This is a genomic window from Kribbella sp. NPDC026596 (genome assembly GCF_040638415.1).
Taxonomy (GTDB): Bacteria; Actinomycetota; Actinomycetes; order Propionibacteriales; family Kribbellaceae; genus Kribbella.
In genome coordinates this window covers 19,367-30,987 of record NZ_JBEZYF010000049.1, presented here as the reverse complement: position 1 = coordinate 30,987, position 11,621 = coordinate 19,367, and the positions used below count along the sequence as shown (strand labels likewise).

Sequence of the window (11,621 nt, the reverse complement as noted above, 5' to 3'; positions counted from 1 at the left end):
TACCGTCGGGAGGTGCTCCCCGCGATGAGCTCGATCCCTGGCGCGCGGCCGCGCGCGAGTCTGGCCAGGATCCTCGACGACCTCGGTGCGACGTTGCTCGACCTGGTGCGCGGCGATCCCGAGCACACGGTCGACGTCAGTGGAGTCGTGATCCACGACCGGGTCGACGCTCCATCGCTGCCTCCACACGCTCTGATGCTGGGTGTGGGCCTGGACGAACCGGCGGAGGTCGTCGACGTCCTCGAGCAGTTGGGGCGAGCGGAAGCGGCGGCGCTCGTACTGCGGGCGCCCGTACCGTTGACGCCCGCGGTGCGGGCCGCGGCCGACACCTCGCAGGTCGCCCTGATCGGCCTCAGCCGTGGTGTGCCCTGGGCTCACCTCGCCGCGATGCTGCGGTCCTTGCTCGCCGAGGACGACGTCGGTCAGATGGAGGACGAGTCCTTGGGCGGCATGCCGTCCGGCGACCTGTTCGCGGTGGCGAACGCGGTGGCAGCGTTGCTCGACGCACCGATCACGATCGAGGACCGCAGCTCGCGCGTACTGGCGTTCTCCGGCCGGCAGGACGAGGCGGATTCCTCGCGGGTCGAGACCATCCTCGGCCGGCAGGTGCCCGAGCGGTTCTCCCGGGTGCTGTCCGAGCGGGGGGTCTTCCGCGAGCTGCACCGCAGCGATCAGCCGGTGTACATCTACCCACTGCCCAACGATCCGGACGGTCTGACGATGCCGCGCGTCGCAGTCGCGGTCCGGGCCGGCGACCAGTTTCTCGGTTCGATCTGGGCGGCGGTGCACGGACCGCTGAGTGACAAGCGCGCCGAGGCGATGCTGGAGGCTGCGAAGTTGGTTGCCCTCCATCTGATGCGGGTGCGTGCGGGCGCGGATGTCCGACGGCGGTTGCGGACCGATCTACTCAGCTCCGTCCTCGAAGGCGGCGTCGGAGCCCACGAGGCGCTGGAACGGCTGGGCCTCGCCCGCCAGCCGCTCGTCGTACTCGCGGTCGCCGTCCGGGAATCCGTCACTGAGGGGGCAGCGGTCGCCCAGGAGCTGGAACGACTCGGCGACGCGCTCGCGGTGCACCTCGGGGCGGTCCAGTCCCGAGCGGCCGCCGCTCAGGTCGGCGCAGTCGTCTACGGTCTCGTCCCGGTGCCGACCGCGAACGACGACGGCGAGCACCGGGTCGTGCGGATGGCGACCGACTTCCTCCATCGGGTCGGCGACCGGATGTGCCCGATCGTCGGTATCGGCCCGGTCGCGCGGGATCTGCCCGGCATCGTTCATGCCCGGGACTGCGCCGATCGTGCGCTGCGGGTTCTTCGTGAGCGTCGCAGCGGCTCCCGGATCGCGCGGCTGGCCGACGTGCAGGTGGAGGCCTTGATCCTCGAGATGCGTGATCTGGCGACCTCGCGCGGCGACCGCCCGAGCGACCCGCTGGCGCGGCTGATCCACTACGACGGCCTGCACCAGAGCAACCTGCTCGAGACCTTGCAGGCCTGGCTGGACTTCTTCGGCGATGTCACGGCCGCGTCAGAGACGCTGCATGTGCACCCCAACACCTTCCGCTACCGCCTCCGCCGCGCCGTCGACGTCGGTGCTCTCGACCTCGACGATCCCGACGTACGCTTCGGCATCCAGCTCCAGTTGCGTGTCCTGGGGCCGGGGTCGCGTGCACAATGATCGAGGCGAGGGGGGTTCGCGATGGCGGGCTGGAGATTGTCGTCTCCCGGGGTTGCGACACTTCGTCAGTACCGCGTGGCCTGGCTTCGTTCCGACCTGATCGCGGGCGTCACGGTGGCGGCGTACTTCGTCCCGCAGGTGATGGCGTATGCCCAGCTGGCCGGGCTGCCCGCGGTGACCGGGCTCTGGGTCGCACTGGCGCCGCTGGTGATCTACTTCCTGCTCGGCACATCTCGGTTGCTGTCGCTCGGGCCGGAGTCCACGACCGCGTTGCTGACCGCAGCGGCGATCGGGCCGCTGGCAGCGGGTGATCCGGCTCGCTATGCGCTGCTGGCCGCCGTACTGGCGTTGCTGGTCGGCGCGATCTGTGTGGTGGGCTGGCTGGCCCGGCTGGGGTTTCTTGCGGATCTGTTGTCGAAGCCGGTACTCGTCGGCTACATGGCGGGTATCGCGGTGATCATGATCGCCGGTCAGCTCGGGCGGCTGACCGGCGCTCCTGTGAGCGGAGACTCGCCGCCGGCCGAGGTGTTGTCTGCGATCCGGTTGTTCGGCGAGTGGCAGCTGGCGCCGGTGCTGTTGTCGGTGACCGCCTTGGCGTCGTTGCTGGCGCTGGCGCGCTGGGCACCCCGGCTGCCTGGGCCGCTGATCGTCGTTGCGCTGGCCGCTTTCGTCGCGTGGGCGGCGGGACTGGAGGACAAGGGCGTGGCGCTGGTCGGTCAGGTGCCGAGCGGCCTTCCGGAGCTGCACGTGCCTGCGCTGACCGGAGAAGATCTCGCACTGCTCGCACTGCCCGCGCTCGGGGTTGCGCTGGTCGGCTACACGGACACTGTGCTGACCGGCCGGGCCTTTGCGGCCAGAGGTGATGAGCGCGTCGATGCCGACCGGGAGTTGCTGGTTCTCGGGTTGGCGAACATCAGCGCGGGCTTGGTCCGTGGTTTCCCGGTCAGCAGTAGTGGAAGCCGTACGGCGGTCGCTCAGGCATCCGGAGCGAAGAGCCAGGTGTATTCGCTGGTCGCGGCTGCGGTGATCGTCGCGACCCTGCTGTTCGCGGGGCCGCTGCTCTCGACGTTCCCGATCCCGGCGCTCGGAGCGCTTGTGGTCTTCGCGGCCCTCCGGCTGATCGAGCTCGGCGAGTTCCGCCGGATCGCGTCCTTCCGGTTCAGTGAGTTGTTGTTGGCGGTGGCAACGACTATCGGCGTGATCGCTCTCAACGTCCTGTACGGCGTACTCGTGGCGGTCGCGTTGTCGGTGCTCGACGTGCTGCGCCGGGTCGCGCGACCGCACGACGGCATCCTCGGCTACGTGCCAGGTATCGCGGGCATGCACGACGTCGACGACTACCCCGACGCCCAGCCCGTCCCAGGGCTCGTGGTCTATCGCTACGACTCCCCGCTGTTCTTCGCGAACGCCGAAAACTTCCGCCGCCGCGCCCTGGCCGCGGTCGACACCGCCGGTACGCCGGTCCGCTGGCTGCTCCTCAACACCGAGGCGAACATCGAGATCGACATCACCGCGATCGACGCCCTCGACTCGCTGCGCGAAGAACTCGCCGACCGCGGCATCACCCTCGCCCTGGCCCGCGTCAAACAAGAACTCCGCGACGACCTCCAAGCCGCCGGCTTCCTGGACCGCCTGGGCCCGGACCGCGTCTTCTACACCCTCCCCACCGCAGTAGAAGCCTTCCACGCATGGAGTGGCGGGGGAGGGGCACCCGAGACCTAGAACATCGGAACCAGGTCAGGAGAGATCGATGGGTGCGGACGACAAACTTCGGAATGCGGCCGAAGAGGCCAAGGGAAAGGTCAAGGAGAAGGCCGGCGACGCCACCGACGACCGCGACCTGCAAGCCGAAGGCCAGGCGGACCAGACCAAGGCAAACCTCAAGCAAGCCGGCGAGAAGGTCAAGGACGCCTTCAAGGACTGAGTCCGTAGGGAGTGATGCCGCCAGGAATGACACCTGGCGGCACGCGGTTTCAGTGCGGGAGTTTGCGGGTGTCGATCAGTTCTTGGGCGACGTCGCGTAGCTTGCGGTTGTTGTCCTGGGAGTAGCGCTTGAGGACGTCGAAGGCACGGTCGCCGTCGAGGTCGTAGCGTTCCATCAGGATTCCCATGGCCTGGCCGACGAGCTTGCGGGCGTCGACGGCCTGCGCCATGGACGCGTCGTTGCGGGCCACGGCGATCGCGACCGAGGCGTGCCGGGCGAGGATGTGGGCAATGGCGATGTCGTCGACCTCGAACCCGTCAGGCTCGTCGCAGTACAAACTCATCACCGCCGCGGCGTGGCCACCGGAGAGCAACGGCAGATGCATCGCCGACCGGATGCCGACCGCCATGACCTGCTCGCTCCACTGCGGTGACCACCTGGCTTCGGCGGTCACATCCGGGATGAGCAGCGGCTCGCCGGTTTCGACCACGGTGAGGAGGGGCCCGATACCGGCAGCGATCTGCTGGTGATACAGGTCGGCGAGCTGCGGGTCGGTCAATGCCATGATCTCCGGCCGCCGGCCGCGCGTGATGAGCACGACGGAGGCATGTTTGCACCACACCGCCTGCCGGGCGAACTGAACCACGGCTTCGACGGTCTCTTCGACTCCACCGAGGTCATGCAGGTCGAGCGCGAACTGGCCGAAATCTTCGGCCGACCTCTGGTCCAGGGACACCAACGACTCCCGAGGGGTCGCACAACGGGAAACGCGCCCACTTTCCGGAGCACACCCTGGTGCCATCATGCACCCTGGCGGGTAAGAGTGCTGCGCGGTACGAGCCGGAGCCGCGGCGGGTGGGGAAACGCAGGCCGCCTGGCGGTGCCGGACAACGGCTTGGACCGGGCGGGGCAGTGGCACGCCTCTTGGGGTGAGGGTCGCGCGACCCAGCGCATTTCGGTCAGGCTGTCCGGTTGTGGGGGTTACAACCGCCAGGCGAGCAATTCCACACTAGAAGCGGATTTCGGATCGTGTATACCGAAATTCTCTGAGTCGACCGCTTAGCGGACACCACCGGTGGATGTTGGGTGCTTGGTGGGGAACTATGTCGGTCAGTGGCTCGCGGTGATCGCTGCGCCGAGGAGGTTGGCATGAATCCCCACCACCGGATGGTTCTCGAGGCCGACAACGGAGCCGAGCTCCTGTTCGTCTGTCCGTACGACGGATGCGGCCGTCGACTGGTGTTCAAGCGGTCGGGAGGGCTGACGGTGCTGGACCGGGGCGACTTCTTCGCCGTGCACTCCGGAGGTACGAACGGTCTGGAGATCTCCCTCGGAATCAGCGACTGACCTGCGCTTTCCCCCTTAGCGAAGGCTGAGCGCCGACGCTCAGCACTGCTGTGGCCGCCGGCTCAGTGCCGCGCGCGACCCTCGGTGCGAGGCGGATCAATCGTGGGCCCGCCCGTACCAGGGGGAGTAGTCATGCAGCAGTTCGATCCCAACATTCCCGGCCTGATCGAGGGCGACATCACCACCGTGGTCGTGATCGACCCGGCCGGTACGTTCCCGCCGTTCGAGGTCGGCAACCACGTCCTGAACCGGAACGACTCGTTCAAGATCAAGGTGGCGTGGAAGATCACCGGTCTGCTCCGGCCGCTCTGGCTGTCCGCGCTCGGCGGCCGGTGGAACGTACAGGTGTTCGCCGAGTCCATCGGCGGCGGTCCGGAGCTCTTGCTCGCCAGTGACAACACGGTGGCCGCCGACCCGGCGGTCTCGGACTACGCCGTCGAGCTCACGGTTCCGCCGAACACCCTGGACGAGGGCAACCCGGGCAGCCAGACCAGTGGCATCTACAAGCTGGTCGTCTCGGTGTTCCTCGACAGCACGCTGGGCGCCCCGGGCTTCGACATGACCGGGTTCAACGAGGGCCCGATCATCCAGGTCGAGAACCCGGTCTGACCGGTGCCTTCGGGGAGATGGGCACCGCGCGGTTGCGGTGCCCATCTCCGCATCAGTTGGCCTGCTCAGGCTCCAGGGCCGAGCTGGACCGGATCGCGTCGTACAGCTTGATGGTGTCGGGTGCCGGGCTGGCGTCGATCCTGGCCTGCAGGATCCGGGTGCAGAACTCGTACTGCCGCAGGGCCTGATAGGTCCGTCCCTGGGCGGCGTAGCAGCGCATCAGCAGCCGGTGGGCGTCCTCGCGGCACGGGTCGACGTCGAGCATGCGGTGCGCTGTGGCAATGCAGTCGTCCGTCCGGCGGTCGGTCAGTGCGATGTGGCTGAGCCTGTCGAGTGCATCGACGAGTTTGATCCGCAGGCTCTCACGCGGCAGCAAGGTCCATTGCTCGAACGGCGCGTCGGTGGCGAAGTCGTCACGGTAGAGCGCGATTGCCTGCTGGTACGCCGTTCTGGCCTCGTCTGGCACGTTGGTCCGGTCGGCCGCGGCGGCGGCGCGCAGGTCGCGTTCGAAGGTCTCGACGTCGACCTCGACGAGAAGTTCCGGGTTGATCCGGTAGCCGCCGTCGGCGTACTCGACGACGTTGAGCGCGGTGACGTCGAGGAACGCCCGGCGCAGACCGCTGATCGCGACCTGCAGCCGGTTCCGCGCGGCGGCCGCCGGGACGTCGGGCCAGAACTCCTCGAGCAGTTCGTCCCGCGAACAGGCGTGCTGCCGGCGGTAGAGCAGGTACCGGAGCACGCTCGTCCCCTTCTGGCCGTTCCATGACGTGACCGGCGAGCCGTCGACCCGCACCTCGAGGGAGCCGAGCAGCCGCGCTTGCAGGATGCCCTGGCGCGTCGGTGCCTGCGTGGCCGGAATCGCTGGCAATTCAGGGGTTTTGCCGACTCTGCGAGGTCTGGCACTGGTGAGCTCTCTGCGAAGAGGAGCGACCCAGATCGGGCGCAGCCAGCCCCACTGCTGCTCCATCGGCACCAGCCAAGGGCGAAGTTGTTCGGTAGCGACCGGGCGGGTACCCATCTGCGGATGCCAATAGCCGACGGTCAGCGCAACCTGCAGTGCGCTGCGTTGCTCGGGCGTCAGTTGGCCGACCAGCGTGGCGGTGAGCCGGCCGAGCAACGACGGGAGACCGTACGACGACTTGAGCGCTTCGTCCACGGAGTCCGGGGACCACAACCGCGCGGAGGCCAGTACGTCGTCGAGGACTGCCGGGTGCCGACCGGCGTACGTCAGCAGCCGGGGAGCCAAGGAATGGCGCTCGAGAGCAGCACTGTCGACGAGGTCGGTCGCCGGTACGACGCAGTCCGGTCCGCCGACGAGCGGCGGATGCAACCGGCTCTCGGCGACCACCACCATTCTGAGTCCGCGACCGGTGATGACAGGCCGGATCGCCTTGACCAGCCGGGCGATGCGAGGCGTCACGCGGGTCCCGAGCTCGAGCACGATGACCGCGCCTTCGGGTGCTGCTTCAAGCTCCTCGCCGAGCCCACGTCGTAGCGGCGCTCCGGGTGACCAGCGATGCTTGCAGGCCGCTGCGAGGGCATGCGGCAGGTCGGCCGAACGGATGTCGTGGGCCCGCAGCCAGACGCAGTCGTTCCACCGCTGCCAGCTGTCGACCACACCGGCCAACCGCTCGGCCGCGTAGGAACCCGGTACTCCGCGAACCACCGTGAACGGCGCCTCCGCGATGCGCTGGACTGCCGGGGTGATCGGCCCATCGGCCGCCAAGGGCCTTAGGACCGGCGGCAGGTACATACCCCTACACCGGTCCCCCTCTGGGCGGACGCGCGGCAGTAGTACAACTCATCGTGATGCTCCCCTCTGCACTCACCTGTACCTGTACGGACGCAGAGAGTGCGCCCGCTGATACGCATTCAGCTGATCGGTTTGAGGCGTGTGTCGAGTACGACGAAGGCGACCGTGGCGAGCGTGGTCAGGAACGCCGGGATGAAGAAGACGTGGGGGAGGCCGATGGCGGCCACGCCGATGCCGCCGATCGTGCCGCCGATGGCGGAGCTGACGGCGATGCTGCTCAGGTAGATGCCGGACGCGGTGGCGACACCTTCGGGGTAGAGGTGCTGGGCGATAGAGACTCCGAGGGCTCCGACACAGGCCCAGACGCCCGCGGTCAACGCTTGTCCGAGGAGGAGTCCGGCGACGGAGGTGCTGGTGGCGTAGGCGAGGTTTCCGGCCAGGCCGAGCACGGTCCCCGCCGTCATGATGCGGAGTGCTCCGAAGCGGTCGGCCAGATGCGCCACGACGGTGAGGAGCAGTAGTTCGAGAAGGGGCTGGATTCCGATGACCACGCCGCGGACGGAGTCGGAGATGTGGAGTTGCTCGGCCATGTAGATCGGCAGGTAGCCGAACTTGATCGTGTCGCCGGTCATCGCCAGGATGCAGATGGCGGTGAAGGTCAGCAACGGCATCATGTGGTCGATCCGTCGCCGGGACTCGGGTCGCGGCGGAATCACCACCTCGTACCGCTCCACTCGTTGGCGGCCGAGCGGGATGAGTGCTGCGAAGACGCAGGTAGCGGTGGCGACCAGCAGCGCTCGGAGCCCGAAGACACCGCCGAACCAGCTGCCCAGTACCGGTCCGAGGATCCACCCGACGGTGAAGGCCATCCGGATGGTCGCGACGACGCGGTTCTCGGCCTTCGTCGGGTGCCGGCTCAGCTCGTCCCGGCATGCGGCGAACAGCTGGGCCATGGACCCGCCTGCGATGCTCAGCGCGACGGTGCTGATGACAAATGGGAGCCAGACCGTGTTCGCCGCGGCCATGGCCAGCCAACCGGCAGTTCCGATCACCGTGCACACCCGGAACCAGAGAAGCCGGTCTTGAGTACGGTCCGACCACCGCCCGACGAGGTAGCCGGCGACAGGGGCGGCCAGGTTCGTGACGTAGTACAACCCCGCCACGGGCAGGGGAGTGCCGAGCTCCCGCACCAGGAACAGGGTCAGCTGAGGAGTCGCGGCCGACAGCCCGATGCCGGCTATCAGCAAGGACAGGAACGCAGAACGGTAGAAACGGGACCGCAAGACGATTTGCAGCGCGGACTCGGACCGGTCCAGCATCAGCCCCCACCTAGATATGTAAGACGACTACCGAACTCTAACTGTCCCGACGCCGTTGCCAGACGCTGTCTCAGGCCTACCGTTGACAGGTGGGGCGGGGGCCGGCGGTTCGGCTGGAGTTGGGGGCTCGGGGTGAGCTTCGAGCTGTCCCTGGCCTGCTCCATTCCCTACAACTTCTACCGCTCGGGTACGACGCTCTGTCCGGCACAGTGGAGCGCGCACTCAACGACAACCCGATGCTGGAGCGTGCATCCGGCTCGGCGTGCCCGGGGTGCGGTCGCCACCGTACGTCGAACAGCTGCAAGCGGTGTTCCGGCGTACCTCGCTACACCGGTCGCGATCCAACCGTCATGCCGTTCGACACCTTGGAGTCGGCCGCTGCCTGCGAGATCCGGTCGGACTGCCGAGAGGTGCTGCCAGTCGTGATCGCACATCTCACCCGCCGTGGACTGCTCGACGCCGAGCCGGACGAGATCGCGGCAGCGCACGGCATCGCGCCGCAGGCGGTCGCCGAAGCGGTCCGCGCGATCAAGGCGGCCGGACCGGTCGGCGTCGCGGAGACCTCCGTCATCGACCTGTTGCTCGCCCAGGCCCGCGCACTCGTGACGGCCGGCGAGGCCGAGCCCTGGATCGTCCCCCTGGTGCGGGACCACCTGGAAGCCGTTGCCGCAGGCAACACAGCGACCGTCGCCGGAGTGCTCCGGCTTTCGCAGCAGGACGTCGAAGCAGCGTTCCGGCTGGTTCGGGCGAAGCTGCGGCCCGTCGCCGCCGTCGAGGTAGCCGAACGGACGGGCTCGTCGGGGATCCCGGATGTCTTCGTCTATCGGACCCGCTCGGGAGTCCTCGAGGTCGAGGTTCCCGACAGCGAGTGGTTCGGTCTGCGCCTGGCCGAGGTGACGCCCGCCGTTCGGGCCGACGCCGAAGCCGTGGCCTGGCTCGGCGGACACGAACGCGCTGCCCGAGAGCTGCTCCGCCAACTCGACATCCGGGGAAGCGTGCTGCGCCGGGTGGCGACGTACATCGTCGATCGACAGGCTGGGTACTTCGCGCGCGGACCGGCGGGCCACGTCCCGCTCACCCGGACCGACGTAGCCGTCGAGCTCGGGCTGCACCCGTCGACGGTCAGTCGCTGCGTTGCCGGCAAGCTGCTGCGCGATCCGGACGGGCAGATCGTCGCACTCGCCGACCTGCTCGGCGGCGCGGTCGCGATCAAGGCGCGGATCGCCGAGTTGGCCGCGGCCGGCCGGGTCAGCGATGCCCGTTTGTGCCGGGCGCTCGCGGACAGCGGACACATCGTCGCCCGCCGGACGGTCGCGAAGTACCGCGCCGAACTGGGCATCGCGGCAGGCGGGCTCCGCCGCCGAACCTGACTTCGGTCGCAGGTCCGATCCACTGCTTCCGCACGAAGAGCGCTTCGCATGCGCAGGCCGTACGGGCGCTCGACCGAGTTGGCACGAATTGTGCAGTAGGTGGGTGAGACCACGCGGAGAAGGAGATATCCATGCACGACATCGACCGGGCGCTGTTCGAGTCCGAAGCCTTCGGCGAGGGTGAGTACAACGAGTACCAGGAGTTCGGCGAGACGTCGGAGAACGAGCTGGCGCTGGCCTCGGAGCTGCTGGAAGTGACGACCGAGGCCGAGCTCGACCGGTTCCTCGGCCAGTTGGTCAGCAGCGCGATCTCCGCGGCCCGCGGCTTCGCCGGCTCCGATGCCGGCCGGGCGGTCGGCGGGATCCTCAAGTCGGCGGCCAAGCAGGCCTTGCCGCAACTGGGGAAGCTGGTCGGCGACACCGTGGCCCCCGGGCGGGGTGGCGCGATCGGCCAGCGGGCCGGTCAGTGGCTCGGCGGCAGGCTGGAGCTGGGGCTGCAGACCGAGGGGCTGTCGGCCGAAGACCGCGAGTACGAGACCGCACGCGCTTTCGTCCGCTTCGCGGAGGAGACCGCCCGCGGCGCCGCGCAGGCGCCTCCCACGATGCCGCCCGCGGTGGCCGCCCAGCGGGCTGCCATCGCCGCGGCTCAGCGGCATCTGCCCGGACTGGTGGGGGCCCGGGGCGCGGCCGGCGGCGGTCGCGGCAGCGAGGGCCGCTGGATCCGTCGCGGCAACCGAATCATCATCCTCGACGCGTGATACAGCCAAGAAAGAAGGGACACCGGCATGTACGAGGCATTTGAGATCCCGGGGGAGAGCTACGAGTTTCCTGGTGAGGCCGAGTCCGAGTGGGAGTCGGGCGAGGCGTACGAGGGTGAAGCCGAGGCGATGGAAGCCGAGCTCGTCCAGGAATTGCTGGAGGTCACCACCGAGGCTGAGCTGGACCGGTTCCTCGGCAAGCTGGCCAGCAGCGTGATCAAGGGCGCGTCGAAGTTCGTCAAGTCGCCGATCGGCAAGGCGCTGGGCGGCGTACTGAAGAACGTCGCCAAGACCGCGTTGCCGATGGTCGGCGGAGCACTCGGTTCCATGGTGCTGCCGGGGGCCGGGACCGCGATCGGTGCCAAGCTGGGATCGATGGCAGGTGGTCTGCTCGAGGCGCAGGAAGCCGAGTCCATGGGTGAGGTCGAGGCCGAGTGGGAGGCCGCGAGCCGCTACGTCCGGTTCGCCCGCGGCGCGTACTCCAACGCGGCGCGCGCCCCGCAGAACGTGCCGATGCGGGCAGCCGTCCGTGCGGCCAGCATCAGCTCGGCCCGCCGCTACGCGCCCAGCCTGCTCCAATCCGGCCAGCGGATGTCGCCGTGGCGCTCGCGCCGGCGTTCGTACGGCGGCGGCTACCGGCCGGCGTGGCAGTACGTCGAGCCGGCCCCGTGGTACGGCGGTGGGGACGACTACGCCGGCGGCGGTTACGGCGGCGAGCCCGATGGGTGGTGGCAGGGCGGCGACGACTACGAGTCCGGAGAGGGCGAGGGCGAGGCGGCGGGCCGTCCGCCCAGCAGCAACGGGTCACGGGCCATGTCCGGGCGCTGGGTACGCCGGGGTGGCCGCATCGTCGTCCTTGGTGCGTGAGAG

The 11,621-nt window shown here is 68.8% G+C and carries 11 protein-coding genes; 8 read left to right on the top strand and 3 right to left on the bottom strand.

Going from position 1 to position 11,621, the window contains the following annotated elements:
- The first annotated feature begins 24 nt into the window (after positions 1 to 24).
- The 3 genes from AB0E63_RS31840 to AB0E63_RS31830 are packed head-to-tail and all read left to right on the top strand — an operon-like array spanning position 25 to position 3,595.
- Entirely contained in the window at positions 25 to 1,671 is a 1,647-nt protein-coding gene (locus AB0E63_RS31840; protein ID WP_360374466.1) for a helix-turn-helix domain-containing protein, read from the top strand.
- Positions 1,672 to 1,692: 21 nt separating this feature from the next.
- Positions 1,693 to 3,393: a sulfate permease gene (sulP, locus tag AB0E63_RS31835; protein WP_360374464.1), complete on the top strand. Its 1,701-nt coding sequence runs from the start codon at positions 1,693 to 1,695 to the stop codon at positions 3,391 to 3,393.
- A gap of 28 nt (positions 3,394 to 3,421) precedes the next feature.
- Positions 3,422 to 3,595: a CsbD family protein gene (locus AB0E63_RS31830; RefSeq protein ID WP_360374462.1), complete on the top strand. Its 174-nt coding sequence runs from the start codon at positions 3,422 to 3,424 to the stop codon at positions 3,593 to 3,595.
- A gap of 49 nt (positions 3,596 to 3,644) precedes the next feature.
- On the opposite strand, the gene AB0E63_RS31825 is transcribed toward AB0E63_RS31830, so the two are convergent.
- A complete protein-coding gene (locus AB0E63_RS31825; protein ID WP_360374460.1) occupies positions 3,645 to 4,331 on the bottom strand; it encodes a GAF and ANTAR domain-containing protein in 687 nt (228 codons plus the stop codon).
- Between the two features lie 413 nt (positions 4,332 to 4,744).
- Between AB0E63_RS31825 and AB0E63_RS31820 the strand changes: the two genes are divergently transcribed.
- On the top strand, positions 4,745 to 4,942 hold the full coding sequence (locus tag AB0E63_RS31820; protein WP_360374458.1) for a hypothetical protein: 198 nt from the start codon (positions 4,745 to 4,747) through the stop codon (positions 4,940 to 4,942).
- A 132-nt stretch (positions 4,943 to 5,074) separates the two neighbouring features.
- Positions 5,075 to 5,551, top strand: a complete 477-nt coding sequence (locus tag AB0E63_RS31815) for a hypothetical protein (RefSeq protein WP_360374456.1) — start codon at positions 5,075 to 5,077, stop codon at positions 5,549 to 5,551.
- A gap of 52 nt (positions 5,552 to 5,603) precedes the next feature.
- Here AB0E63_RS31815 and AB0E63_RS31810 read toward each other — a convergent pair whose 3' ends face one another.
- Both AB0E63_RS31810 and AB0E63_RS31805 read right to left on the bottom strand, forming a co-directional pair.
- Positions 5,604 to 7,304: a BTAD domain-containing putative transcriptional regulator gene (locus AB0E63_RS31810; protein ID WP_360374454.1), complete on the bottom strand. Its 1,701-nt coding sequence runs from the start codon at positions 7,302 to 7,304 to the stop codon at positions 5,604 to 5,606.
- 119 nt (positions 7,305 to 7,423) lie between these two features.
- Positions 7,424 to 8,623, bottom strand: coding sequence for an MFS transporter (locus AB0E63_RS31805; protein WP_360374452.1), 1,200 nt, complete (start codon positions 8,621 to 8,623; stop codon positions 7,424 to 7,426).
- 350 nt (positions 8,624 to 8,973) lie between these two features.
- On the opposite strand from AB0E63_RS31805, the gene AB0E63_RS31800 reads away from it, so the two are divergent.
- The 3 genes from AB0E63_RS31800 to AB0E63_RS31790 all read left to right on the top strand — a co-directional run bounded on the left by AB0E63_RS31800 (position 8,974) and on the right by AB0E63_RS31790 (position 11,618).
- Positions 8,974 to 9,993 carry a hypothetical protein gene (locus AB0E63_RS31800; RefSeq protein WP_360374450.1) on the top strand — a complete coding sequence of 340 codons (1,020 nt, stop codon included), beginning with the start codon at positions 8,974 to 8,976 and terminating at the stop codon, positions 9,991 to 9,993.
- Between the two features lie 131 nt (positions 9,994 to 10,124).
- A complete protein-coding gene (locus AB0E63_RS31795; RefSeq protein WP_360374448.1) occupies positions 10,125 to 10,751 on the top strand; it encodes a hypothetical protein in 627 nt (208 codons plus the stop codon).
- Positions 10,752 to 10,778: 27 nt separating this feature from the next.
- Positions 10,779 to 11,618 (top strand): hypothetical protein, encoded by an 840-nt coding sequence (locus AB0E63_RS31790; RefSeq protein WP_360374446.1) that lies wholly within the window; start codon positions 10,779 to 10,781, stop codon positions 11,616 to 11,618.
- Positions 11,619 to 11,621 lie beyond the last annotated feature (3 nt).